Origin of the sequence: Micromonospora sp. NPDC048843 (genome assembly GCF_040649965.1) — a bacterium.
In the GTDB taxonomy this organism is placed as follows: Bacteria; Actinomycetota; Actinomycetes; order Mycobacteriales; family Micromonosporaceae; genus Micromonospora; species Micromonospora hortensis.
This window is the reverse complement of the sequence record NZ_JBEZGJ010000027.1, coordinates 32,053-56,504: the sequence shown is the minus strand read 5'-3', so window position 1 is coordinate 56,504 and position 24,452 is coordinate 32,053. Positions and strand designations below refer to the sequence as shown.

Annotated in this window: 27 protein-coding genes and 1 pseudogene; 14 read left to right on the top strand and 14 right to left on the bottom strand. The window is 70.2% G+C overall.

The features are described from left to right. Together AB0C20_RS09760 and AB0C20_RS09755 are read right to left on the bottom strand one after the other, a co-directional pair. A pseudogene (locus tag AB0C20_RS09760) lies at positions 1-332 on the bottom strand (hypothetical protein); the annotation flags it as partial. A 26-nt stretch (positions 333-358) separates the two neighbouring features. Next, the gene (locus tag AB0C20_RS09755) at positions 359-1,717 is read right to left on the bottom strand and encodes an MFS transporter (RefSeq protein WP_357187772.1); all 1,359 of its coding nucleotides are present in this window, start codon (positions 1,715-1,717) and stop codon (positions 359-361) included. A gap of 57 nt (positions 1,718-1,774) precedes the next feature. Here AB0C20_RS09755 and AB0C20_RS09750 point away from each other — a divergent pair, with 57 nt between their 5' ends. From AB0C20_RS09750 to AB0C20_RS09740, 3 genes are read left to right on the top strand one after another with little or no spacing between them, the layout of a single operon-like run. Further along, positions 1,775-2,422 (top strand): TetR/AcrR family transcriptional regulator, encoded by a 648-nt coding sequence (locus tag AB0C20_RS09750; RefSeq protein WP_357567719.1) that lies wholly within the window; start codon positions 1,775-1,777, stop codon positions 2,420-2,422. 55 nt (positions 2,423-2,477) lie between these two features. Further along, complete coding sequence (locus AB0C20_RS09745) at positions 2,478-3,818, top strand: NAD(P)-binding domain-containing protein (RefSeq protein ID WP_357567718.1); 1,341 nt, start codon at positions 2,478-2,480, stop codon at positions 3,816-3,818. After that, a complete protein-coding gene (locus tag AB0C20_RS09740) occupies positions 3,815-4,639 on the top strand; it encodes an SDR family NAD(P)-dependent oxidoreductase (RefSeq protein ID WP_357567717.1) in 825 nt (274 codons plus the stop codon). Before AB0C20_RS09745 ends, AB0C20_RS09740 begins: the two co-directional genes overlap by 4 nt. Before the next feature lie 8 nt (positions 4,640-4,647). Here AB0C20_RS09740 and AB0C20_RS09735 read toward each other — a convergent pair whose 3' ends face one another. After that, a complete protein-coding gene (locus tag AB0C20_RS09735) occupies positions 4,648-5,298 on the bottom strand; it encodes a LysE family translocator (protein ID WP_357567716.1) in 651 nt (216 codons plus the stop codon). 229 nt (positions 5,299-5,527) lie between these two features. On the opposite strand from AB0C20_RS09735, the gene AB0C20_RS09730 reads away from it, so the two are divergent. The 3 genes from AB0C20_RS09730 (at position 5,528) to AB0C20_RS09720 (ending at position 8,042) form a co-directional block, all read left to right on the top strand. Further along, complete coding sequence (locus tag AB0C20_RS09730) at positions 5,528-6,016, top strand: DUF1992 domain-containing protein (protein WP_357567715.1); 489 nt, start codon at positions 5,528-5,530, stop codon at positions 6,014-6,016. 32 nt (positions 6,017-6,048) lie between these two features. Then, positions 6,049-6,591 (top strand): GNAT family N-acetyltransferase, encoded by a 543-nt coding sequence (locus AB0C20_RS09725; protein ID WP_357187761.1) that lies wholly within the window; start codon positions 6,049-6,051, stop codon positions 6,589-6,591. Positions 6,592-6,752: 161 nt separating this feature from the next. Next, positions 6,753-8,042, top strand: coding sequence for an MFS transporter (locus AB0C20_RS09720; protein WP_357567714.1), 1,290 nt, complete (start codon positions 6,753-6,755; stop codon positions 8,040-8,042). Between the two features lie 152 nt (positions 8,043-8,194). Here AB0C20_RS09720 and AB0C20_RS09715 read toward each other — a convergent pair whose 3' ends face one another. Continuing rightward, the gene (locus AB0C20_RS09715; RefSeq protein WP_357567713.1) at positions 8,195-8,770 is read right to left on the bottom strand and encodes a maleylpyruvate isomerase N-terminal domain-containing protein; all 576 of its coding nucleotides are present in this window, start codon (positions 8,768-8,770) and stop codon (positions 8,195-8,197) included. Between the two features lie 88 nt (positions 8,771-8,858). Here AB0C20_RS09715 and AB0C20_RS09710 point away from each other — a divergent pair, with 88 nt between their 5' ends. Continuing rightward, complete coding sequence (locus tag AB0C20_RS09710; RefSeq protein ID WP_357187755.1) at positions 8,859-9,857, top strand: helix-turn-helix domain-containing protein; 999 nt, start codon at positions 8,859-8,861, stop codon at positions 9,855-9,857. 15 nt (positions 9,858-9,872) lie between these two features. Here AB0C20_RS09710 and AB0C20_RS09705 read toward each other — a convergent pair whose 3' ends face one another. Further along, entirely contained in the window at positions 9,873-10,349 is a 477-nt protein-coding gene (locus tag AB0C20_RS09705; protein ID WP_357187753.1) for a hypothetical protein, read from the bottom strand. Positions 10,350-10,479: 130 nt separating this feature from the next. Between AB0C20_RS09705 and AB0C20_RS09700 the strand changes: the two genes are divergently transcribed. Genes AB0C20_RS09700 through AB0C20_RS09690 form a run of 3 tightly spaced genes read left to right on the top strand, consistent with a single transcriptional unit; the run spans position 10,480 to position 13,027 of the window. After that, positions 10,480-11,439 carry an ABC transporter ATP-binding protein gene (locus tag AB0C20_RS09700; RefSeq protein WP_357187858.1) on the top strand — a complete coding sequence of 320 codons (960 nt, stop codon included), beginning with the start codon at positions 10,480-10,482 and terminating at the stop codon, positions 11,437-11,439. Between the two features lie 15 nt (positions 11,440-11,454). Beyond that, complete coding sequence (locus tag AB0C20_RS09695) at positions 11,455-12,213, top strand: ABC transporter permease (protein ID WP_357187752.1); 759 nt, start codon at positions 11,455-11,457, stop codon at positions 12,211-12,213. 31 nt (positions 12,214-12,244) lie between these two features. Then, on the top strand, positions 12,245-13,027 hold the full coding sequence (locus tag AB0C20_RS09690; protein ID WP_357187750.1) for an ABC transporter permease: 783 nt from the start codon (positions 12,245-12,247) through the stop codon (positions 13,025-13,027). Between the two features lie 16 nt (positions 13,028-13,043). On the opposite strand, the gene AB0C20_RS09685 is transcribed toward AB0C20_RS09690, so the two are convergent. After that, complete coding sequence (locus AB0C20_RS09685) at positions 13,044-13,907, bottom strand: NAD(P)H-binding protein (RefSeq protein WP_357187748.1); 864 nt, start codon at positions 13,905-13,907, stop codon at positions 13,044-13,046. An 84-nt stretch (positions 13,908-13,991) separates the two neighbouring features. On the opposite strand from AB0C20_RS09685, the gene AB0C20_RS09680 reads away from it, so the two are divergent. Together AB0C20_RS09680 and rox are read left to right on the top strand one after the other, a co-directional pair. Next, positions 13,992-14,705 (top strand): TetR/AcrR family transcriptional regulator, encoded by a 714-nt coding sequence (locus AB0C20_RS09680; protein WP_357187746.1) that lies wholly within the window; start codon positions 13,992-13,994, stop codon positions 14,703-14,705. Positions 14,706-14,902: 197 nt separating this feature from the next. Beyond that, a complete protein-coding gene (gene rox / locus AB0C20_RS09675; protein ID WP_357567712.1) occupies positions 14,903-16,381 on the top strand; it encodes a rifampin monooxygenase in 1,479 nt (492 codons plus the stop codon). Between the two features lie 210 nt (positions 16,382-16,591). On the opposite strand, the gene AB0C20_RS09670 is transcribed toward rox, so the two are convergent. Further along, a complete protein-coding gene (locus AB0C20_RS09670) occupies positions 16,592-17,380 on the bottom strand; it encodes a nucleotidyltransferase domain-containing protein (protein ID WP_357187742.1) in 789 nt (262 codons plus the stop codon). A 71-nt stretch (positions 17,381-17,451) separates the two neighbouring features. Here AB0C20_RS09670 and AB0C20_RS09665 point away from each other — a divergent pair, with 71 nt between their 5' ends. Beyond that, positions 17,452-19,347, top strand: a complete 1,896-nt coding sequence (locus AB0C20_RS09665; RefSeq protein WP_357567711.1) for a prolyl oligopeptidase family serine peptidase — start codon at positions 17,452-17,454, stop codon at positions 19,345-19,347. 157 nt (positions 19,348-19,504) lie between these two features. On the opposite strand, the gene AB0C20_RS09660 is transcribed toward AB0C20_RS09665, so the two are convergent. Both AB0C20_RS09660 and AB0C20_RS09655 read right to left on the bottom strand, forming a co-directional pair. Further along, positions 19,505-20,290: an aminoglycoside phosphotransferase family protein gene (locus AB0C20_RS09660; protein ID WP_357187739.1), complete on the bottom strand. Its 786-nt coding sequence runs from the start codon at positions 20,288-20,290 to the stop codon at positions 19,505-19,507. A 106-nt stretch (positions 20,291-20,396) separates the two neighbouring features. After that, positions 20,397-20,915, bottom strand: a complete 519-nt coding sequence (locus AB0C20_RS09655) for a hypothetical protein (protein ID WP_357567710.1) — start codon at positions 20,913-20,915, stop codon at positions 20,397-20,399. 147 nt (positions 20,916-21,062) lie between these two features. Here AB0C20_RS09655 and AB0C20_RS09650 point away from each other — a divergent pair, with 147 nt between their 5' ends. Next, positions 21,063-21,749 (top strand): Type 1 glutamine amidotransferase-like domain-containing protein, encoded by a 687-nt coding sequence (locus tag AB0C20_RS09650; RefSeq protein WP_357187735.1) that lies wholly within the window; start codon positions 21,063-21,065, stop codon positions 21,747-21,749. Between the two features lie 93 nt (positions 21,750-21,842). Here the strand turns inward: AB0C20_RS09650 and AB0C20_RS09645 are convergent, their stop codons facing one another. From AB0C20_RS09645 to AB0C20_RS09625, 5 genes are all read right to left on the bottom strand, one after another. Then, a complete protein-coding gene (locus AB0C20_RS09645; RefSeq protein ID WP_357187733.1) occupies positions 21,843-22,367 on the bottom strand; it encodes a hypothetical protein in 525 nt (174 codons plus the stop codon). Between the two features lie 13 nt (positions 22,368-22,380). Further along, positions 22,381-22,842 carry an HNH endonuclease gene (locus AB0C20_RS09640; protein ID WP_357187731.1) on the bottom strand — a complete coding sequence of 154 codons (462 nt, stop codon included), beginning with the start codon at positions 22,840-22,842 and terminating at the stop codon, positions 22,381-22,383. 111 nt (positions 22,843-22,953) lie between these two features. Further along, complete coding sequence (locus AB0C20_RS09635; protein ID WP_357187729.1) at positions 22,954-23,514, bottom strand: dihydrofolate reductase family protein; 561 nt, start codon at positions 23,512-23,514, stop codon at positions 22,954-22,956. 4 nt (positions 23,515-23,518) lie between these two features. Continuing rightward, positions 23,519-24,007 (bottom strand): SRPBCC domain-containing protein, encoded by a 489-nt coding sequence (locus AB0C20_RS09630; RefSeq protein WP_357187727.1) that lies wholly within the window; start codon positions 24,005-24,007, stop codon positions 23,519-23,521. Beyond that, a complete protein-coding gene (locus AB0C20_RS09625; protein ID WP_357187725.1) occupies positions 24,007-24,417 on the bottom strand; it encodes a metalloregulator ArsR/SmtB family transcription factor in 411 nt (136 codons plus the stop codon). Before AB0C20_RS09625 ends, AB0C20_RS09630 begins: the two co-directional genes overlap by 1 nt. Between the last annotated feature and the right edge of the window lie 35 nt (positions 24,418-24,452).

Sequence of the window (24,452 nt, the reverse complement as noted above, 5' to 3'; positions counted from 1 at the left end):
GCCCGGAGCGCCGTGCACACCGCCGCCCGGGTGCGCCGACGCGCTGGCCAGGAAGAGCCGGTCCACCGGGGTGTCCGCCCGGCCCAGGCCAGGGAGGTCAACGTCTCGACGATCTGGTCGAGTCGGTCCACCGCCTCCCAGGTGCGGGCGACCTGCCCGGGCAGACCGGGGGCGTTGCGGTGGCGCATCCGGCTGTTGCGGGAGGCGCGCTGACAGGCGCCGTCGTTGTCGCGGCAGTAGCGAAACGGTCGGCCCGCGCCGACTCGCTGCGGCACCGGCGCTCCACAGTGGGCACACGGGCGGGTCTCGGTGGTGCTGGGCTGGGCGTCCATCGAGGGCGAAGTCTAGTGCCGGACGATCAGCTCGCCGCCCGGGCCGTCGCGTCCAGGGTGTAGCGGCGTTGCAGCAGCAGCGCCACGAGCATCGCCACCGCCGGCAGCAACCCGAAGCCGTAACGGACCGCTGCGAGCGCGGCGTCCGGCTGCACCGGCGACTCACCGGCGCCCGACGCCACGAAACCGCCCACTGTCAGGCACAGCGCGTACGCGTACGGGCCCAGGGCCGCGCCGGTGGCCTCGGTGGCCGTCCACACCCCGGTGTAGGTGCCGGCCCCGGTGCTGCCGGCGTTGCTGGCGGCGCGGATCACGTCGGGCAGCATCGAGAACGGCAGCAGCTGCATGCCGGCGAACGCGACCCCGAGCACCGCCACCGCGGCGACCAGCACCGGCAGGCCGGCCGGTCGGCCCACCGCCAGCACCAGGGAACCGATCGCGAACGCGCCCTGCGCACCGAGCAGCGCCCGCTGCTTGCCGACGCGTCGGGCCACCACCAGCCAGGCCGGGGTGACCAGCAGCGCCGGCGCCACGAACGCGGCCACCAGCACCGTGGTCAGACCGGGCGCGCGCAACTCGTACTCGGCGTAGTAGGGCACCCCGGCGAGCACCAGGTGGGTGGTGGTGGACATCGCCAGGTACGCGGCGACCAGCCACCGGAACTGCGGATCGCGCAGCGCCGTGCGCAATGCCCGCCACCCACCGTGCCCGGACGCGGCGCTGGCCGGCGCGGACCCGCGCAGCCGGGCGATGCCGGCGACACCGACCAGCATGGCCACCAGCATTCCCACTGCCAGGACCACGCCCATCCGCTGGTAGCCGTCCCGCGTCGCGGCGTCGCCGCCGGTGAGCAGCGGGGCCAGCAGGCCGGAGACCAGGATGCCCAGGGTGAGCACCACCATCCGGAACGCCATCAGCCGGGTGCGTTCGTGGTAGCCGATGCGCAGGTCGGCCGGGGTGGACAGGTAGGGGACCTGGTAGGCGGCGAAGAGCAGGTTGCCGGCTATGAAGAACACCGCCACCCACGCCGCCGCCGGCGCGCCGGTCAGGCCGCCGGGCACCGCGAAGAGCGCGGCGAACGCGACAGGCAGGGCGCAGCCGAGCAGCAGCAGGCGACGACGGTCGCCGCGTCGGGTCTGCTCGACGTCGGCCCGGTGCCCCACCCAGGGGTGCAGCAGCACGTCGGCGATCTTCGGCAGCAGCAGCGCCAGGCCGGCCAGCCACGGCCCGACGGCCAGCACGTCGGTGAGGAAGTAGAGCAGCAGCAGGCCGGGCACTGTCACCCAGACACCCATGCCGAGCGAGCCGGCCGCGAAGCCCGCCAGGGGCCCGCGCGGCAGCGTCGCGTCGGTGGCGGCCGCGGGCCGCCGGTCCAGCCCGGTCATCGCCGCATCCTCTCCGCAATCCAACGGTTGCTGGATTCTAGGGGCAGAATGGCGGCCATGACCATGCCCCGCCGCCGCCCGGGTCGGCCCCGCCGCGACGAGAGCCGGCCGACCCGCGAGGTGGTGCTCACCGCGGCGACCGCGCTCTTCGCCGAGCGGGGCTTCGACGCCGTCGGGCTGCGCGAGGTCGCCGCCGCCGCTGGCGTCGACGTCGCCACCGTCGCGCACCACACGGGTACGAAGGCGGCGCTCTACGACGCGTGCTTCGCCCGGGTGTTCGCCGCCGAGCGGGACGTGCTGACCGACGCCGCCGAGCAGGCCCGTGCCGCTCTCGACGCCGGTCCGGACGCGGCACGACGGGCCCTGCACGAGCTGGTCGACGTCTTCGTCGACTTCCTTGAGGACCGCCCCGAGACCACAGCGCTGTGGCTGCGCCGCTGGTTGGAACCGCAGCGGCACGCCGAGCTCGACCAGCGCTACGCCGATCCGTTGTACCGGCTGGTCGCGGAGCTGCTCACCGCCGCCGCGGCGACCGGCGCGCTGGCCGAGCCGACCCCGCACATCACCGTGCGGAGTCTGGTGTGGGCGACGCACGGGCACGTGGTGGCGCTGGCCGCGGGCGCGCCCGGCGCTCGGGAACGGCGCGAGTTCCGGGCGTTCGTGCATCGCCTGCTCGACGGCCTGTACGGATCGCCGACCCCTTGACGGGCCGCCGCCACGCGACGATTATCCATCGGACGTTGGATTAATGGGGGCGGCAATGGGCGTACCACAGCGGGTGGCGGTGATCGGGGCCGGCGCCGCCGGCCTCGCCGCGGTCAAGGCACTACGCGACGCCGACGTGCCAACTGTGGGCTTCGAGGCCGCCGAGCAGGTCGGTGGCCTCTGGGTGTACGGGGCACCCGACTCGCCCGCGTACCGCACGCTGCACCTCAACACCAGCCGTGGTCGCACCCAGTTCGCCGACCACCCGATGCCGACCGACTGGCCCGACTACCCCGACCACCGTCGTGTCGCCGGTTACCTCGCCGACTACGCCACACGCTTCGGGCTGGCCGACACCATCCGGCTGCGCCACACCGTCCAGCGGGTCACCCAGCACCCCGACGGCACCTGGACGGTGACCGCCAGCGGCCCGACCGGCCCGGTCGAGGTCACCGTCGACGCCGTGGTCGTCGCCAACGGGCACAACCGGGTGCCCCGGCGGCCCGACCCCGGCTACCCCGGCACCTGCACCGCCGAGCAGATCCACAGTCACGACTACCGGGGCCCGGAGCAGTTGGCCGGCAGGCGGGTCCTGGTCGTCGGCGGCGGCAACTCCGCGATGGACATCGCCGTCGACGCGTCGTACGCCGCCACCCGCACCCTGCTGTCGCTGCGCCGGGGTGTCTGGGTGGTGCCGAAGTACCTGCTGGGGCGCCCCTCGGACACCCTCAACGGAGCGTTGGCCCGCCGGCTGCCGTGGCGTCTGCGCCAACGCATCAGCCAGACGATGCTGAGCACCACCGTCGGCAACCCCGCCCGCTACGGGCTGCCCGCACCGACGCACGGCTTCCTCCAGGACCACCCGACGCTCTCCGACGGGTTGCTGTCGCGGCTGACCCACGGTGACGTCGAGGCCCGACCCGGCGTCGCCGCCCTCGACGGCGACCGGGTGGAGTTCACCGACGGCCGCAGCGACAGCGTCGACCTGATCATCTGGTGCACCGGTTACCGGGTGGACGTCCCGTTCCTCGACCCGGCGCTGCTCGCCGGAGGCGCCGACACCCTGCCGTTGTACCGGCACGTGTTCCACCCCGACGCCCCCGGGCTGAGCTTCGTCGGGTTGATGCAGTCCACCGGTTCCGCGTTCCCCCTGGTCGAGGCGCAGGCCAAGCTGATCGCGGCGCACGTCGCCGGCCGGTACGCGCTGCCGGCCCCGGAGCGACAGCGCGCCGCGTGCCGGGCCGAACTGCGGGCCGCTACCGCCCGCTGGGGTCAGCGCCGCCCGGCGATGCGGGTGGACTTCGACGTCTACCTGGCCGAGCTGGCCAGGGAGTTGACCGCCGGGACCCGCCGCGCCCGCTCCGGCGCGACGCCCCCGGTGGGGGCACCCCGGTGAGGGACCGAACACTTGCCGGTCGGCGGGTGCTGGTCACCGGGGCGAGCGGGACCTTCGGCCGCCACCTCGGCGCCGCCCTGAGCGCGGCCGGCGCCCGGGTGGTGGGGCTCGACCTGCACGCCCGTCCCGACGACGACGTTCCGGTGCTGGGCTGCGACCTGACCGACCCGGACGCCGTGCCGGCGGCGGTGCGGGCCGCCGTCGACCGACTCGGCGGGCTCGACCTGCTGATCAACAACGCCGGGGTCGGTGGTCCCGCTCCGGCCGAGTTGCCGCCCGACGAGGTGGTCCGCCGGCAACTGGAGGTCAACCTGCTCGCCGCCTGGCGCACCACCGCCGCCGCGCTGCCCCCGCTGGTCACCGCACGCGGACGGGTGATCTTCGTATCCAGTCGGATGGCGGTGCTGCCGCTGCCGCTCGCCGCCGCGTACGGGGTGAGCAAGCGGGCCCTGGTCGCCTACGCCGACGCGCTGCGCCACGAGGTGGGCACCCACGTCGGTGTCAGTGTCGTCTACCCGAGCATGGTCGCCTCACCGATCCACGACAGCACCGCCGAGGCCGGGCTGTCCCTGCGAGGGGTGTCGCGCCCCGAGCCCGTCGAAGGGGTGGTCGCGGCGATCCTGCGGACCGCCACCGCCCGACGGGCGCCCCGGGACGTGGCCACCACCGCACGCGGCAGGTTGGAGATGGCCGTCGGCCGGCACGCGCCCGCGCTGGCCGACCGGCTGGTGCGCCGTACCCTCGCCGCCCGGCTCGCCGCCGGTGACCTGGACGCCGCGCCGCTGGCCGCCGGGATGCTCGACCGCCATCGGGGGCACTGAGCACCGGGTCAGGGCGTGGCGACGGCCGCGCGGGAGCGGTCGGCGGCGATGCGTACGGCCAGCGCCGCGAGCGCGGTGCCGGTCACCCACCGCTGCACCCGCAACCACACCGGCCGGCGGGCGAAGAACCCGGCCAGCGCGCCGGCGGTGAGCACGATCAGCGCGTTCACGATCAGCGCCACGGCGATCTGGGTCAGACCGAGCAGGAGGCTCTGCATCGCCACGTGGCCCCGCGTCGGGTCGATGAACTGCGGTAGCAGCGACACGTAGAGGATCGCGATCTTCGGGTTCAGCAGGTTGGTGACCAGGCCCATGGTGAACAGGCGCCGGGGCGGGTCCGGCGGCATCGGCGTGGGCGTGAACGGCGAGTGCCCACCGGGACGCAGCGTCCGCCAGGCCAGCCAGAGCAGGTAGCCGGCGCCGGCCAGCTTCACCACCGCGTACAGCGTCGGCACCAGGACGAAGACGGTGGCCAGGCCGGCGACGGCCGCCGCCAGGTAGACGCCGAAGCCGGCGGCCACCCCGAGCAGCGAGACCAGCCCGGCACGGCGGCCCTGCGCCACCGAGCGGGACACCAGGTAGACCATGTTCGGGCCGGGCGTGAGCACCACCCCCAACCCCACCAGCGCGATGCCCAGCAGTGCACCAGTACTCACCACGACGCTTCCCCCGTTCGGTAATCCCCACAGCGACCGTAATCGGGATGAACGTCCCACCCCAGGGCCACCTGACAGGCCGTGGCCTGCGATCCGTGGTGATCCACTCACGTTCGGCGCAACGGCGCCACAGTCGGCGGGAATGCGCGCCGTCGCGGACGTGCTGACCCCTGGCAAGTGCGTGTCGCCGGCCGGAGGCGGCGCGTTACGGTGGCCAGGGAGGTGCCGCACGGTGACCGAGGCGTGGGAAGCGTCAGTGGAGGCGAAGATCCAGGATGCCGTTCAGCGCGGCGAGTTCGACGACCTGCCCGGCATGGGCAAGCCGATCCCCGGTCGGGGAGCGCCGTACGACGAGGCGTGGTGGATCAAGAGTTTCCTGGAGCGCGAGGCGCTCCCCAGTGACCTGCTCCTGCCCACGTCCCTGCAACTGCGCCGACGCATCGAGCAGGTCCCCGGCGAGGTCCGTGACCTGCCCACCGAACAGTCCGTCCGCGATTTCGTGGGGCAGTTGAACGCCCAGATCGTGGCGTGGCTGCGCTTCCCCGACGATGGCCCCCGGGTCGCGGTGCGCCCGGTGAACACCGAGGACGTGGTCCGCCGTTGGCGCGCCGAGCGTGCCCGCCCCAAGGTGACGACGACCGCCACCGAAGCGGCGGCCGTTCTGCCGCCGGCACGCCGGCCCCGCCGTAGCTGGTGGCGGCGGTGGCGCCGTCGGGGCTGACCCCCGGGCCACGGCCACGGCAGACTGTGCCGATGTTGATCGAATCGCTGTCACCCGACATGCCCTCGACGCCGGGTGTCGCCCTGCGTCAGTGGTGCGCCGACGACCTGGATGAGCTGGTGCAGGCGTACCGGGATCCGGTCCTGCGCCGCTGGACCAGAGCTCCGGTGACCACCGCCGCCGAGGCACGACGGTGGCTGGAAGGCGCGCAGCGCGACTGGGCCGACGGCCGGCGGTACACCTTCGCCGTCCTCGACGAGCAGGCCGACGGTGCCCGGCTGGTGGGCAACGTGGTGCTCAAGGGGGTCACGCCGGAGCGCCCGGCCCCGGAGGTGGGCTACTGGACGGCGTCGTGGGCGCGCGGCCGCGGCGTCGCCCCGCGCGCGGTCACCGCGCTGAGCCGCTGGGCGTTCGACAGGTTCCCCGAGGTGGCGCGTCTCGACCTGCTGCACCAGGTGGACAACGTCGCCTCCTGCCGGGTGGCGCAGAAGTGCGGCTTCGTGTTCCAGGAGGTGTTGCCGGCCCGGCCGCCCTTCCCACTCGACGGCCACCGGCACTCGCTGCACGCCGGCTAGCCGGACGGCACTCTCGACACCCTCCCCGCGCCGACCGTCCGACCTGTGGCGAACGGATCCGAACAGGTCCGAACGCTGGCTCTCGGCCTCGACGACGCGAACGCGGATACGGTCTGGGCCGAGCGCCCAGACGAGGGCCGGCGCGGGAAGGACGGGGTGACGTGACCGAGCGCGCCGCGACGTACGCCGAGGTGTTCGCGGTACGCGAGTACCGCCACCTGTTCGGTGCGTACCTGCTGTCCCTGGCCGGTGACCAGCTCACGGCCGTGACCGTGGCGTATCTCGTCTTCAGCGAAACCGGCTCGGCCGCGCTGGCGGCGGCCGCCTACGCCAGTTCCTACCTGGCCTGGCTCACCGGTGGACCGCTGTTCTCCGGCCTGGCCGACCGGTTCCCCCGGCGAAGCGTGATGATCGCGTGCGACCTTGGCCGCGCGGCGCTCATCCCGCTGGCGGCGCTGCCGGACCTCCCCGCGCCAGCCCTGGTGGTGCTCCTCTTCGTGGTCAACCTGATGCGGCCACCGTTCGTGGCGGCGCGGGCGGCGTTGATGCCGGAGGTGCTCGACGACGACCGTTACGCGGTGGCCAACGGCGTGGACAATATCTGCGCCCAGGTTGTTCAGGTGGTCGGCTTCGCCGTCGGGGGGAGCCTGGTGGCGGTGCTGTCGTTGCGCGGTGCCCTGCTGGTGGACGCCGGCACGTTTCTGGTGTCGGCTCTTCTGATCGGGATCGGTGTGCGTTCCCGCCCCGCGCCTCGAGCACGGTCGAGCCCGACCGGTGAGGGCCGGGCGGTCGGTCTGCGGGTGATTTTCGCCGATTCCCGGCTGCGGTCCTACGTTCTCCTCCTGTGGACGGCCAGCGCCTTCACCTACGCGGCCGAGGGATTGATGGCGCCGCTGGCCCGACAGTACGGTGGCGGCGCCGCCACCGTCGGGCTGTTGCTGGCGGCGGCGCCGTTGGGGATGTCCCTCGGCGGGGTCGCGTTCACCCGGTTCTGTCCACCGGCGGCCCGCCAACGGCTCATCCTGCCGTTGGCCGCGACGTCGGCCGGCGTGCTGACGGTGGCCTGGCTCGTCCCTCCGCTGTGGATGATGCTCCTGCTGTTGGTGCTGGCCGGAGCCGCGAGCGCCTTCGCCATCCCTCTGAACGCGTTGTTCGGCCGGGCGGTGCCGACGCAGTACCGGGGACGCGCCTTCGGGGTGGCCATCACCGGTCTCAGTGGGCTACAGGGGACGGCGATGGTCCTCGCGGGTCTGGGCGCCGACCGGTGGCCGGCCACCACTGTGATCGGGTTCAGCGGCCTGGCGGGCGCGGTGGCGGTTCTCGCTGTCGTGCCGCTGTGGCAGCGGCGACCCGACTCCAGACCTGCGAGGTCCGAGTCTCCGGTCGAACAAGCCCGAACGACTCCGAACGCCGACATCAGTACCGCCGAGGCAGGTCGTGGCCGACGCTGAGGTCACCTGGCGGGCACGGGGCCCGTCACCGAGCAGAGAGGAGAAGGGCATGCGCAGCGTTCGCAACCGTGGCATCAGCTGGACCTGACCCTGACGCTCCAACCGGGTGGTCGCCCGGAAGGCGACCACCCGCCCCTCAACGTTGGTGCGAGTCAGTCGACTGCGGCCCGCCAGCTCCAGGAGGTACGTCGGGCCCGGCCGGGCAGCTCACCGCGGCCGGTCATCCAGAGCAGCACCTCGGGTACCGCCCCGGCCGGGGCGTCCGGGAAGAGTCGCCGCAGCACCAGCGCGCTCAGCCGCTGCGGCGGCTGCCACGGCACACCGAGACCGAGGGCGACGTCGTGGGTGTGCAGCACGGTCTCGGCCACGCCCATGGCGGCGAAACCGGCCGGATCACACGGACCGAAGTGCCAGGCCCGCACGTCCGACGCGGCGGCGTCGACGGCGGCGGCGAGCAGACCGGCGCAGGCCCGCACCACTGTGAGCACCTGCGTCGGGCTCGCGTCGGGGGAGACCCGCAGGTCGTACGGCAGATAGCCGTCATCCGGGCGGCCGGTGACCTGGCCCGCGTACGCCAGGAGGTCGTGCGCGACGTGCGCCGCGGTGGTCCAGCAGCTCCAGCTCAGCGAGCCGGCCGGCACCGACCAGTCGCGTTCCCGGTGCGGCAGCAGCACCCGGGTCATCTCGTCGGCTGCCTCCCGCAGGTCGGCACCGGTCACCGCCGACATTCGCCAACCCGCCGGGCAGCACCGGACGTGGGAATCCCGTTATGGGTAAAGAAAGTCGAGGCATGCAAGAATCCATCCTTGCATATGGGTGGAGGCGAGCGGAGTGTTGCCCAACCTCGTGGTGGACACGACGGTGCTGCCCCCGGCGGACCGGTTCGCGTTCTGGTACGCCCTGGTCGCTCAGGAGACAGCGCCGGCGCACATCAGCAGCGGCCACCTGGACAACTTCGTGGCCTACGCGCAGGCCATCGATCTCGGTCGCATTCGGATGACCTCGCTGCGCTACCCGTCGCTGGACTCGATCCGGCCCACGAAACTGGTCCGCCGAGCCGAGGGGGACATGTATCAACTCGCGCTACCACTGACGGGTCGCAGCTCCCTGATCCAGGACCGCACCGAGTCCACGCTGGAAGCCGCGAACCACTTCACGCTCCTGGACACCGCGCGGCCGCACGTCGCCCGGCATCACGCTGACGGTCCCGATCCCGCCACCACGATCACCGTGCAGATACCGCACGCGGCGCTGCCCCTGGCACCGGACCGGCTCCGCCGCCTGCTGGCCACGCCGATGCCCTCGCACGTCGGCGTCGGCGGCCTGTTGGCCCACCACCTGCGCGGCATCGCGGCGCACCCGGAGCAGTTCGAGCCGGCCCAGGCCGAGATCCTGGGCGGGGTGGCGGTGGACCTGCTCACTGCCGCGCTCGCTCAGTACCTCGACATCGAGGACACCCTCTCACCGGAAGCGCGGCAGACCGCACTGCGGGCCCGGGTCGTCGAATTCATCGACCGCCACCTCGACAATGACGAGCTCAGCCCTCGCAGCGTCGCCGCCGCCCACCACATCTCACCGCGGTCGCTGCACCGCCTGTTCGAGGCGGAGGCGACGACGGTCGCCGAACTCATCCGCGCCAAGCGCCTGGAGCAGTGCCGGCGTGATCTCGGCAACCCGCTGCTGCGGCAGCCGATCCATGCCATCGCCGCCCGCTGGGGTTTCCCGGACAAGGCCCACTTCAGCCGCCTCTTCCGTGCCCACTACGGACGTTCGCCGCAGGAATACCGCAGGGGCGTCGCTCGCCAGGATCGGTGACCGCCCTCCCGACCGCTACCGCCGGCGGTCGGTCGGGTCGTCCTCGACGAAGTCACGGATCGCGGCGCGGACGCTCTCGCCGTACGGGTCGTCCGGCAGTCGCACCAGGTGTTCGCGGGCTCGGGCGAGGTGTTCCCGGGCCGGACCGACGTTGCCCAGGCGCCGGTGGCAGTCGGCCAGGTTGAGGTACAGCGACGGCAGGAACGCCTGGACCTGGAGCGAGGACAGATACCGCTGGGCGCGTTCGTCGGTCAGGTCGGACACGGCGGCCAGGGCACGTTCGTCCCAGGCCAGCTCCGCCTCGGTGGTGTCCTGCAGGTCGGCGAGATAGTGCGCCAGGGTGCAGCGGTGCAGGGCGTCACCGGTGGGGCCGAGTTCGTCCCACAACGCGGTCAGGGCGTCGCGGGCGGGGCCGTGCTGCCCCGATCGGCCGAGCTGCACCGCCTCGCCGATACGGGTCATTGTCGGGTCGGGAGTTGGTTGGTCGTCCATGTCGCCGATGGTCGGGCCTCGACCCGGTCGAGGGTCAAATCCGCCGCGTGTCAGAAAATTACAAAGCACTGCCCAGATCTTGCACTCCAGTGTCAAGTTTCCCTAGGCTGCCGGGGTGAGCGAACATTCGCTGGTCGAGGCGAGAGATCTGACGAAGGTCTATCCAGCACGTGGGTCCACTGCGGAGTTCCGGGCGGTCGACGGCATCGACTTCGCACTTGAGCGGGGGGAGTCGTTCGGGCTCCTCGGCCCCAACGGCGCCGGCAAGTCCACCACCATGCGGATGATCGCCGCCACGTCGCCGATCAGCGGCGGCAGCCTGCGCGTGCTGGGCATGGACCCGATGAGGCAGGGGCCGGAGATCCGCGCCCGGCTGGGCGTCGTCACCCAGGACGACTACCTGGACAACGAGCTCACCGTGCGGGAGAACCTGCACATCTACGGGCGATACTTCGGCCTGTCGCGGGCCGTCATCCGGGACCGCGCGACCCGACTGCTCGACTTCGCCCAGCTTCAGGAGAAAGCCGGCGACCAGGTCGAGACGCTCTCCGGCGGCATGCGGCGGCGGCTCACCATTGCCCGCTCCCTGATCAACGAACCGGACATCCTGCTGCTCGACGAGCCGACCACCGGCCTCGACCCGCAGGCCCGACACGTCCTGTGGGACCGGCTCTTCCAGCTCAAACAGCAGGGCGTGACGCTCATCCTCACCACGCACTACATGGACGAGGCCGAGCAGCTCTGCGACCGGCTCATCGTGGTCGACCACGGCCGCATCGTCGCGCAGGGCTCACCCCAGGAACTCATCACCAGGTACGCCACCCGGGAAGTTCTCGAACTCCGCTTCCGCCTCGACGAGCGCGACACCGCGGCGGAGAAACTGCTGACATCGGTGCTGGCCACCGGCGGCAACGACGACGAGGGCCGCGTCGAGCTGCTCCCCGACCGGGTGCTCGTCTACACCGCCGACGGCGAGGCGGCCCTCGCCACGGTGCACGCCATGTCGCTCACGCCGCTCACCGCGCTGGTCCGCCGCGCGACGTTGGAGGACGTGTTCCTCAAGCTCACCGGCCGATCGCTCATCGAGTAGCAGGAGAGGTCACTGGTGTTTCGTGTATTCAGGTACTGGTTGACGCGCTACCGGCGTACCTGGCGGGGCTCGATCGTGATCAACGTGCTGAACCCGTTGCTGTTCCTCATCGGCATCGGCGCCGGGCTGGGCGCCCTGGTCGACGACAACGCGCCCGCCCAGATCGCCGGCGTCTCCTACGCGGCGTTCTTCGCCCCGGGCATGCTGGCCGCCGCCGCGATGCAGAACGCGTTCCTGGAAGGTGCCCCGGGGGTCGCCCGCGCTGCCGGCTTCGGGGCGTACCGCAGCGCCACGCCAACGCCGCTGAGACCGGAGCAGCTCGCCGCCGGGCACCTGCTCTTCATCACCTTCCGGGTGCTCATCGCCAGCGGTGCCTTCATCGTGGTGATGGCCGCGTTCGGGTTGATCGGGGGATGGTGGGCCCTCGGAGCCCTGCTCGGCGCGACGCTGACCGGGGTCGCGTTCGCGGCACCCGCCGCCGCGTGGGCGGTCGGCGTCCGCAAGCTGCGCCACATCGACACGGTGTTCCGCTTCGTCATCATGCCGCTCTACATGTTCTCCGGCACGTTCTTCGCGGTCTCGCAGCTGCCCGAGTGGATCCGACCGGTGTCCTACCTGCTGCCGCTGTGGCACGGGGTGGAGCTGTGCCGCACGCTCAGCCTCGGCACGGCGACGATCACCGGCAGCTCCGTCCACATCGGCTACCTGCTGGCACTCGCGATCGGCGGCTTCCTGGTAGCGCGGGTCACCTACCGCCGACGGTTGCACCCGTGACGGCCCACGCCCAGAGCATCGTGGAGGCACCATGACCACCGTCGTCGTACCCACCTGGACGAGACGCCGGGCCCTGGCGCTCATCGAACGCAACTTCATGATCTACCGCCGGTCGGTCACGCCGCTGCTCAACGCGCTCGTCGAACCGATCCTGTACCTGCTGTCGATCGGCGTCGGCGTCGGGATGCTCGTCGGCACGGTCCCCGGCGTCGACGTCCCGTACGCCGCCTATGTGGCCCCGGCGATCCTGGCCACCACGGCGATGAACACGGCGTTCAACCAGACGAGCTTCGGTGTGTTCATCCGGATGAGGGTCGAGAAGACCTACGAGGCGATCCTGCCGACACCGCTCTCCGTCACCGACATCGCCGTCGGCGAGGTGACCAGCGCGATGATCAACGGGCTGCTGACGTCGATCGGATTCCTCATCCTCATGGCCGTCGGTGGGCTGCTCACGTCAGCCTGGGTGCTGTTGGCCCTGCCTGCGTCGCTACTGATCTCGTACGCGTTCGCGGCCGGCGGGCTGGCCGTCACCACGTACCTGCGAGACTTCCCCGACTTCCAGTACATCCAACTCTTCATGCTGCCGATGTATCTGTTCGCGACGACGTTCTACCCCCTGTCGGTCTACCCGGAGGCGGTGCGGCCCCTGATCCAGGTGCTGCCGCTCTACCACAGCATCGAGCTGGTCCGGGAACCCGCGTTGGGCCACCTCGGCTGGGAGCTGCTGATTCCGGTGGCCTACCTCGTCGCGTTCGGCTCGATCGCGATGTACGTCGCCACCCGTCGAATGACCCGGGCAATGCTGCGCTGACCGGCTCGAGATCGCGTCATCGCTGGGCGACGATGGCCTCGAGCACCGAGCGGACGGATGTCGGGTGGTGGCCGATGACTGCCTCCAGCGTCGGATCGGTCACGGCGAACTCCTTCTCTCGTGCCGCGCGGTACATGCCGAGAGTGAAGTCGGCCGCCGCCGGGGGCATGCCACGCGCGATGACGGATGCCCTCCACTCGTCGTCCTGCGCGACGACCCGTTCGACGGTGCGGCCCGTGATGTCGCTGAGGATGGCGGCCACCGCTTCGAGGTCGAGCGCCTCCGAGGCGGTCAGCGGTGCCGTCACCCCGTCGAGGACGCCGTCCTCGCTGAGGGCGACGGCTGCGGCCTCGGCCAGGTCGGCGTGCGCGGTCCAGGACACCGGGCCGTCCGCCGGCGCCACGAGTTGCCCGGTCTCCAGGGCCGTGCCGATGGAGAAGCTGAGCGTGCTCGCGTAGAACCCGTTGCGCAGGGCGGTGAAGGGAACTCCCAGTCCGGCCAGGTGTTCCTCGGTCGCGGCGTGCGTGGGCTGGGCGGCGAAGAGCGAGTCCCGGGAGGCGGCCTGGTGGCTGGTGTAGAGGATCCGGTTGGCTCCCGCGTCGTGGGCGGCGTCGATGGCGGCCCGGTTCGCGACGAGCGCGCCGGGGCCGCGGATGGCGGCGGAGACGATGAGGACCTTGTCGGCACCCTCGAAGGCGTGCCCCAGCGTGGCCGGGTCGGTGAAGTCTCCGACGCGCACCCGCACACCCCGCTCGGCGAGGCCGGCGGCCCTATCGACGTCACGCACGCTCACGCCCACGGCGTCGGGCGGTAGCCGGTCGAGCAGGCGGTCGACGATCTGGGACCCGAGGTTTCCAGTGGCACCGGTGACGACGATCATGATGGCACTCCTTGTTATCGTTGATACGCAGCGAACGTTAGCATCGGTAAATCGTGGATAACAAGAGACTGTTAGCATCGGTACATGGTGACGACGCAGGACACCCGCGACGACGTCCGTGCGGGCATCGTCGCGGCGGCGACCCAACTGCTGCGGGAGAAGGGCGCGAACGCGGTGACGACGCGCGCCGTCGCCCAGGCCGCGGGCGTGCAGGCGCCGACCATCTATCGCCTGTTCGGCGACAAGGACGGCCTCATCGACGCCGTCGCCGAGCACGTCATGGCCACCTACGTCAGCGGCAAATCGGTCGCAGCGGACGCCGCGACGGGCGACCCGGTCGCTGACCTGCGCGCCGGATGGCGCGCACACGTGAAGTTCGGCCTGACAAACCCCGAGTTGTACGCGCTGATCGCCACCCGGGGGAGCGGTGCACCCTCGCCGGCAACAATCGCCGGCCTCAAGGTGCTACGTCGTCGCGTCCGACGACTCGCCACAGCCGGCCTCCTCCGGGTCGACGAGGAACGCGCGCTAATGATGATCCACTCGGCGGGCAACGGCACCATCCTCACACTGCTGGGAATGCCCGCCGACCAGCGCGACCTCGGTCTGGGTGAGGCCATGCTCGACGCCGTGCTCGCCAGCATCCTGGCGACAACTCCGGTCACACCCGACACCACCGCGAACGCGGTCGCGGTGACCTTCGCGACGGTGCTGCCCGACCTCGCGGGGCTCACCGACGCCGAACGCGCGCTGATGGCCGAGTGGCTCCACCGGTCGCTGACCCACCAGACGCCGTGATCACCTGGCGAGGAAACAACTCGACGCGACCGCGCCGGGGGAGATAGCTTGCAGTCGACCGCGACACCGCCCGAGGAGGTGAGACCCATGAACGTTGTAGCGATGTGGGTGCTCCCCCTCGCCGTCCCGGTCGGGCGATTGACGTAGGTGTCGCCGGGAGCGCCTTGCCAACACGGCACTCCCGAAAGGCAACACCTATGTACCCTCCGCGATTCACCGCCGAGCCGCCGTCGACCGATCGCACGCCCCGAACGTACGACGTGATCATTGCCGGCTGCGGGCCGACCGGTGCGATGCTCGCCGCCGAACTACGACTGCACGACGTACGGGTCCTCGTACTGGAGAAGGAGACCGAGCCGGCATCGGCCGTCCGCATCGTCGGCCTGCACATCCGCAGTCTCGAGCTGATGGCGATGCGCGGGCTGCTGGACCGCATCCTCCCGCACGGGCGGCAGCGTCCGGCCAGCGCCTTCTTCGCCGCCATCCCCAAGTCCGCGCCCAAGGGCCTGGATTCCCGGTACGCCTACCTGCTGGGCATCCCGCAGCCGGTCATCGAACGTCTACTCGAAGAGCACGCCATCGAACTGGGCGCGCAGGTCCGGCGCGGTTACGCGGTCGTCGGTCTCGAGCAGGACGACGAGGGTGTGACAGTCGAGCTGGCCAACGGGGAACAGCTGCGATCGCACTACCTGGTCGGCTGCGACGGCGGGCGCAGTACCGTGCGCAAACTGCTCGGCGTCGGCTTTCCCGGCGAGCCCGCAAGGACCGAGAGCCTGATGGGCGAGATGGAAGTGGGCGTCCCGCAGGAGGAGATCGCCGCCAGGGTGGCCGAGATCCGCGAGACCCATCAGCGATTCTGGCTCCGGCCGGCAGGCGTCGGGGTCTACAGCGTCCTGGTCCCCGCCGCCGGGGTCAGCGACCGCGCCGAACCGCCCACCCTCGACGACTTCGCACGCCAGTTGCGCGCCATCGCCGGGACAGATTTCGGCGTGCACTCCCCGCGCTGGTTGTCCCGCTTCGGCGATGCCACCCGGCTGGCCGACAGTTATCGGGTCGGGCGGGTGCTGCTGGCCGGTGACGCGGCGCACATCCATCCGCCCATCGGCGGACAGGGCCTCAACCTGGGTGTCCAGGACGCATTCAACCTCGGCTGGAAACTGGCCGCGCAGATCCGCGGCTGGGCGCCGGAGGCACTGCTGGACACCTACCAGGCCGAACGCCGTCCGGTCGCCGAGGCGGTGCTGGACAACACCCGAGCCCAGACGGAGCTGCTGTCCACCGAACCGGGCGCACAGGCGGTGCGGAGGCTGCTCATCGAGCTGATGGAGTTCGACGAGGTGAACCTCCATCTGCTGGAGAAGATCACCGCCGTCGGCGTCCGCTACGACTTCGGCGCCGGCCCCGACCTGCTCGGTCGCCGCCTGCCCGACATGGACATCACACAGGGGCACCTCTACGGTCTGCTGCACCGCGGCCGCGGCCTGCTGCTGGACCGCACCGAACGCCTGACCGTCGGCGGCTGGTCAGACCGGGTCGATCACCTCGCGGATTTCACTGCGGCACTGGACGTTCCGGCCGTCCTGCTGCGCCCCGACGGCCACGTCGCCTGGATCGGCGACGACCAGCAGGACCTGGACGAACGCCTCTCCCGCTGGTTCGGCAAGCCCGCCCACTGATCTCGGGCCGGCGGCCTCAACGTCAAGGTTGGGGAATTCGCGGGGGCATAGCCGAGCACGGGGAATCCTTGCCCGGCCATGCCCCCGGCCGACGTCATTGTTGTGCGGCTGTGGCCTCAGGCGTGCGTGTGGCGCTTCTGTCGAACATCCCCGAGGAACTCGCCGCTTACTACGAACAGCACCACATTCGCTGGCTGCACCACATCGAACTCATCGCCTTCTCGTGCCGCATCGGCCAGGCCAAACCGGTGGGCGGACAGCTACGGGTGATCCGAGTTCGGTGAGAATCGGGTGTAGTCGATCGGCCAGGGCCGGGTCCGAGCGAGTGAGCTCTGCAGTCAGGGCCGTTGCGGCGGCCGAGAGTGCGCGACGTAACTCAGTCTCGTCCGTGGAGCGAACCAGGGTCGTTTCGAGCGGTCCGGTGATGTCGGCGGGTAGTAGGTGGACACCTTTGGCGTAGCTGGTGGGGTGGCCCAGACGCTGGCAGGCGAGCGCGATTGTCTGGGTGCGCATGGCGCCGATCCAGTGCTCCGCTTGCCAGTATCTCCCTCGTTCGATGCTGATCCGCGCGTGTAGTGCGTGGTGCCATGCCAGGCCGGCGATCTCGTCGTGGCGGTTCGTCGTGGCGGCCGGGGGTGTTGTCGATTGCCCGAACACGAGTCGCCAACTCGGGCCTCGCGGCCCGAATTCGGCTTCCGGGCTGAACGCGAGGTCGACTTCCAGGCAGCGAGGCAGGAGGAACACCCGGTAGATCGCAGACCCGGACGTCAGATCCCAGTGGTGGACTGCGGCGAAGTCCCGATACAGCTGTTGTGTCCAGCGATGCATGACGGCGTCGAGCGGGTCGCTGACCGCGAAGGCCAGATCGATGTCCGACCAGCGATCCTCATCGCCGGTGGCGTGTGAGCCGGTGATCGCGGCGGCGACGACAGCGGGATCGTGTTCGGCCAGGTGCAGCAGCCGCTGCCGGATCAGGTCGCGTTCCTCTACGGAGAACATGGGTTCAGCTGCTCCATGAGCGTGTCGTCCTTCATGCCGTGCTGCCCTGTTGATCCTGACAGACTGCGCGCATGACAGGTCTGACAGCCGAACTCGTGGTCGATGGTCGTGGCCCGCAGACCCCGGCGCTCGCCCCGAACGGGCGCCTGCTCTGCTACGTCCTGGCTCCCATCGGCCGGACCGGTGACCACCTCGACACCGAACTCTGGCTCGTACACACCGATGGCGCCGTCGCGTCACGCCGGGCGACCGGCGACACCGCGACCGAGTCCCAGCCGTGCTGGTCGGCCGACTCGGAAATGCTGTTCTTCCTGTCCGACCGCGCCGACCGCGGTACCCCGCAACTGCACGGGCTCACCCTCACCGACGGCACGATGACCACGTTGACCAGTTGGTGCGGCGGCGTCCTCGACCACCTGCCGCTCAGCAACCCCAACCTGGTCGCTCTGCTCGCCGAGGACGAACCCACCGAGCAGGACACCCTCCGTGCCCGGGACCGTCATGACGCCATTGTCGTCGGCAAGGGCGAACCACGTGCTCGGTTGCGCCTGCTGGACCTGCGCACCGGCCGGGTCACCACCCCGAGTGTGTTCGGTGATCGGCACGTCGTGGAACTGCGGCAACGTCCCGACGGCGGCCCACTGGCCGTGCTGACCTGGGCCAGCGCTGACAACGACTACGGTCCGCGCACCGGCCAACTGCACCTGTTCGACCCCACGACCGGGACCGTGGAGAACCTCGGACCGGTCGACGTCGACGCGCGATCTCTGACCTGGTGGCACGGCGCAGACGGTTGGCACCTCGGATACATCGCGCTCACCCCACCGGGACTGCAGGCCGGCACCGCCGTGTTCGACCTGGCCATGGAGAGCCGCGTCCTGCGCAACCGCACCGCTGGTCTCTCGATGTGCCCCACCGAACTTCGCCAGACCGACGCCGCCCCGCTGGTGGTGCTCGCCGACGGCCTGAACACGACCCTGTCTCGGCTCGACCCCACCGACCTCACGACACTGTCGCATCACCCTGGACGCCTCGACAACCTCACCATTACTGCTACCGGCGACGCAATCGCGCTGCTCACCGGCACCCGCTATCAGCCCCCGAACGTTCACATCGGAGCGCCAACCGGGCCGCTGCGAAGGATCACCAACACCCGGCCGGAGCTGGACGGCATCGCACTCGGCACTCAACAGCCGCTGGCCTACCGCGCCGCCGACGGGCTCGACCTGGACGGCTTGCTCGTACTGCCGGTCGGAAGAACCGCGTCGGAGGGCCCGTTCCCGCTGGTAACGATCGTGCATGGAGGCCCGTACGATCGCTACGCCGATCGTTGCCAGCTGTTCTGGTTCCCCAGTGCGCAGTGGCTGGCCGCCGCCGGCTACGCGGTGTTGCTGCCCAACCCGCGCGGCGGCCAGGGCCATGGCCACCAGTTCGCCGCCAGCGTCGCCGGTCGGGTCGGCCAGCAGGAGTGGACCGACATCCTGACCGGCATCGACCTCCTCATCGCCGAGGGCATCGCCGACCCTGACAGGCTGGGCATCGCCGGCTGGAGCCACGGCGGCTTCATGTCCGCCTGGGCCGTCGGCCAGACCGACCGCTTCCGCGCCGCGCTGGTCGGCGCCGGCGTCGTCGACTGGGGGATGCTCGCCGCGACCGGGGAGAACGGCCAGTTCGAAGCCGCGCTCGGTGGCAGCACCGGCTGGTCCGGCATCGGACCACACCCACACGACGCGGTCAGCCCGATCTCCTTCGCCAGCAACATCCGCACTCCGGTGCTCATCCTGCACGGCGCCGAGGACACGAACGTTCCCCTCGGACAGGCCGTGTACCTCCACCGGGCGCTGCGCCACTTCGACGTCGAGCACGAGTTCGTGATCTACCCGAGAGAGGGCCACTCGATCCGGGAACGCCACCACCAGATCGACGTCCTGCACCGGACCCGCGCCTGGTTCGATCGCTGGCTCTGACCCTGATCGGGGGCGCGTGGATCAGATGTTGTTGCTTCCCGACCGGTCGTCGCTGACGACAACTCGCCGCCCTGACCCGTCGGCGGACCTCGACCGCGGACGGGCCACGCACGTCTCGTGAGCAAATAGGCTGGCAGTGCCGGCCGTCGTAGCTGATTCAGGCGACATCCCGGCCCAGGCAATCGGCGTGCGTGGTGATCCACGTAGCGTCGCGTTGGTAGAGCTCGACGTGACGGCGAATGTCCTCCTGTCCCTGAACAGCCCGCGCCTCGGTGAAGGCGGCGAGGTCGTGTAGCCGATGGACTGCGACCTGGAGGATGCGAGCAGGATCTTGCTCGGAGCCGTAGGCACCGCAGAGCAGGCGCAGCCGACGTGCCCGCTCGCCCAGGTCACTGTCGATTGCGTCGCCGTTGTCGGGATGGGCCAGCGGCACCAGTCGGTAGGCAAGGTAGGCCAGATCCCACGATCGGGGACCGGGCGAGGCCGTGTCCCAATCGATGACGCCGGTCAGTCGCCGGTCGCTGAAGACCATGTTGTACGGCGCGAAGTCGTTGTGACAGATGACCTCAGCTGGCTGTCGTACCGGGAACTGCCATACTCCGCCGACGGTGTCGAAGCTGGCGCTGGCGTGGTGAAGGCGTGCGAGGTAGACACCTGCGTCGGTGAGGACGCCATCGCTCCAGATCCAGTCCGGCAACGGGTACTGCGGCACGAGGCCCGGCAGGTACGAGACGCTGTCGCGTCCGTGCTCATCGGTCCCGAGCGGTTGCGGAGCCCAGGTGCCGCCGCGCTCACGCAGGTGCCGTAGGAGGCGTTGAATCGTCGGGCTCCACGCCCCGGCGGTCCGCCGGACAGTGGCACCGACACGTGTTGCACCCCCCATGTTGCCGCCGGGTAGCGCTTCCTCCTGCTCGCCGACTGCGTTCGCGCTGTGGTCATTCATGCCGACATCCTCAGCGCGTGTGGGCCGCAGAGCCACCGCGTTCCCGAGGCGAGGCCGAAGCCCGGCGGAGCCAATTACTGGATTGTTATTAACAACAATCCAGTAATTACCTGGGACGAAAGGTGCGAAACGTACATGCATCATAATGACAGTTATGCTGCCTAACGACTGGGGATGGTGTAAGCCCCAGACAAGCCAACTGTCCTGTCCCGACGGGCTTGATGCGGACCGCTGCCGGTGAGGCGTCTGCCAGGATGACTTCCTCGATCGGTGGGGCGTGCTGCGCTTTTGCGGTCATGAACGGAGGAACGACGTGGGCCTCGTGCGGGGGCAGTTGCTTGACCACGTCGCTGACATGGTTCCGACGATCCTGGACCTTGCGTGGCGGACCGCCGCGCCGGGCACGGTACTCATCGTCGACGGGTTGTTCCTGCACCGTGACGAGCTGGTGCAGTTCTGGGACTTCTCCGTCTTCCTTGACGCGCCGTTCGCGGTCACCGTGGCACGGATGGCTCGACGCGACGGCTCGCATCCGGATCCCGAACATCCCAGCCTCGGCCGCTACGTCGGCGGCCAGCGGCTGTACTTCGCCGCCTGCGCCGCACGAACGCGCGGACGTCGTCATCGACAACCAGGATGTGACCCGACCGGTCCTCGCCAAGGCCGACATCGGTCGACGATGATCGGGATGAGTGAGAACGAGCCGAGCCGGACCGCTGGTTCTCATGGGCAACTTGATCGGCGTCATTCGGTGACTTAGGAGGGCGGATCGATGAAGTTTCTTCTCACGTCGTCGGGCATCTGCAATCCGAGCATCTCCGACGCGCTCGTCGACCTGCTGGGCAAACCGATCGTCGAGGCCACGGCCCTGTTCGTCCCCACCGGTGTCTACCCCTTCCCCGGCGGAGGCGAGAGGGCGTGGAAGGCGATCCACGGCCGGCCTTCGATCCCGCTGTCCCAGCTCGGTTGGAAGTCCCTGGGGGTGTTGGAGCTCACCGCGCTGCCGACCATTCGAGAAGAGAACTGGGTCCCGGCGGTCCGGGGGGCCGATGCCCTTCTGGTCTGGGGCGGCGATGTGCTGTACCTGACCTACTGGATGCGCCAGTCGGGCCTGGCCGACGTCCTGCCGTCGCTGAGTGACACGGTTTATGTGGGGGTCAGCGCCGGGAGCATCGCTGTCACCCCGTACAACTGCGACGCCGAGTTCGACAGTCAATTCGTCCCTGACGGCAGCGACATGGCCCAGGGTGCCGACCGGGCGCTGGGGCTGGTGGATTTCACGCTCTACCCCCACCTCAATCATCCGGACATGGAGGACACCGACCTGTCCGACATCCAGAGGTGGGCGTCCAAGATCCCGGTCCCGACGTACGCCATCGACGACAACACCGCCATCAAGGTGGTCGGTGGCACCGTCGAGGTCATCTCCGAAGGAGACTGGAGACTGATCAACCCCTGACCGGGACGTCCCTCCAGACACCGACGCGAGCGCTTGCTGGTCACCGGGTTGCGGGGCGCCTGCTACCGCGGCAACCGCACTGCTCCTGATGCTTCAGATCGAGTTGCGATACCCGTCGGGTACGACGCCACAGTTTCGGCAGGCCCTTCCGGGGCGGGAATCGTCGTCGCCGCAGACCAGGCATCGTCCGGCCAGGTCGACCCCTGCGGCGTACGCATCGAGCACCCGCTCCACCACGATCGAGAGCTCCCCGGTGGGATGCTTCCGCGGATCGGGGCAGTAGGCGATGTCGTGGCAACCCCACGAGTCCCACGGATGCGGAGTGGTGGGGGTTCGTCGGCCCGCCTGCTTCTGCAGTCGCCGCTGGGCCGCGAAGGCGACTGCCCTTGCCAGCACCAGAGCGCGGGCTGTCTCGAGTTCACCGAGGGCCCGGACCAACGACGGGGGATCGCCTTCAACGTCGCGGGGGATGCGGTGCCGGGTTGCCAGGTGGTGCCAGGTGGCGTGGAAGCCGTACGGCGCGAAGTGGTAGAGGCAGTCCCGTAGATGCGACCGGCGCCGTCGAGGGCTGAGGCTCTCGTCCCGCACCCGGCGGGCGGTCGCGGGGAAACTGGTCATCTCAGGATTATCGCTACGAGCGGCCGTACGCGGCGCGGGCCTGGGCTACCTCGGCGGCCTCACGTTCACGCCACCGGCGCTGAGCCTCCCGGTTGCAACTGCGACAGACCCGACGGTACCGGCCGGTGGCCGGGTCGAGCTCACGGTCGTGTCCGTTGCGGCACTGTGCCGGCTGGTTGCGGCTGCGGCAGGCCTCGGCCCGGCTGAGCTGGCGCAGATGTGTCGGCTCGATACAGTCGGCGGCGGCACAGGTCTGGTCGACGTCGAGGGCGGGGTCGTACCCGCCGACGAGGACGACGTACGCGGCAATGTGCGCCCACGCGCGGCCAGCGACCTTCTGGTGCACCCCGCGTCGCCGCCCGTAACCTTCGATGACCAGGCAGCCGTTCTCGGTGCGGTGTGAACGCTCCAGCAGGTAGGCGCGCAGCGACTCCTCGGTGTGGTACCGGGACAGACCCTTCACGGCTGAGAGCACATTGTCACCGTACCCACGGCACCCAGCATCGTCGAACGACGCTTGCCTGCCTGCTCGACGGCCAGTCGGCGTCACCGACATTCTTCGAGTTCGGTGACGCCGACGACCGGCTCAGGTGCGGATGCGGTAGTGCAGGGAGGCCACACCGTTGCTGAATCGGCGATTGCTCAGTAGCTCCAGCTCAAGGCGGGTGCCGCTGGGCAGCCCGGGCTTGCCTCCGCCGGTGAGGATGGGATGGATCAGCAGGTGGCACTCGTCGATCAGCCCGGCCTGGAATGCCTGCGCCGCGAGGTGTGCGCCACCGATGGTGAGGTCACTGGTGGCCGAGGCTTTCACGGCGCGTACCGAGGCGGGGTCGAAGCTCCGTTCGAGCCGGGTGTTGGCGGTCGAGGTCGCGTCCAGCGTTGTGGAGTAGACGATCTTGTCCGCTGTCTGCCAGACGTCGGCGAAGTCGGCAGTGAGCTTCGATCGCGACGCGAGGGAGGGCTCGGTCTCCCAGAGGGCCATCGACTCGTACAGGCGCCGGCCGTAGAGGTAGGTGCCCATGGGCCGGACCAGGTCGGTGACGAACGCGAAGTAGTCGTCGTCGGGTGGGGTCCAGTCGAAGCGGCCCTGTTCGTCCTCGATGTAACCGTCGAGGGACACGTTCGTCACGTAGATCAGCTTGGCCATGGCGCTACACCTCGACGTCGACTGCGACGGGGTGGACATTCCTCAGTGCCGCGTCCAGCTTGGTGAAGGCCTCGTTCCAACCCTGATGGGCGGGACCAAGCACCCGCCCCGGGAGCCACTGACGGATCTCGAGGCGCGTCCGTCCATCGGCCTCGTCGTGGAACTCGACCCGCATCCTTGTCTCGTGCGGCTCAACGCCCTCCGGCAGGTGCCCGGTGACGTGCGCGACGCCGTCGAGCAGTTCGCCGTCCACGACGTGGGTGAGGTCGATGTGGACCTCGACTCGAAGGCCGGGTTGGCTTGGAAAGACCTCGGTCCACCGCTGGTAGCCGCCAGGCCGAACGTCGAACTCCATCTCGTCGCGGGGCAGTGAGTTGCCGATCGGTCCCCACCATGCCGCCAGGTGGTCCGGGTCGGTGAACGCTCGGTAGACCAGCTCCCGTGGCGCGTCCACCACTCGCGAGATGACGATTGGCGGCTTGTCGCTGTCCATCAGTTCTCCTTGTCGTGAGCCTTGCTCGGGGGTTCCCGGTCGGGAAAAGCCGAGCCGTGGGCCGTTCGGTCCGCGGGGCGGCCGGCGGCCTGCACTGCCGTGAGGTGGGCGTCGAGGCGGGTGAGGGAGGTGTCCCAGATCCGCCGGTAGCGGTCGATCCACTCGGCCGCTTCGCGCAGCGGGGCGGCCTCGATGCGACTCATCCGCAATTTCCCCGACCGGGTGCGTGAGATGAGCCCGGCGCGCTCAAGCGCCTTGAGGTGCCGCGACACCGCCGGCATCGAGATCGGTAGCGGAGCGGTGAGCTCGGTGACCGTGGCGTCGCGGTCGGCCAGCTCGGCGAGGATCGCCCGTCGAGTCGGGTCGGCGAGCGCCGAGAACACCGCGCTGAGTTGATCGCTGCCAGACACCAGAGCCTCCCAGTCACTTAACCAACACGTTAAAT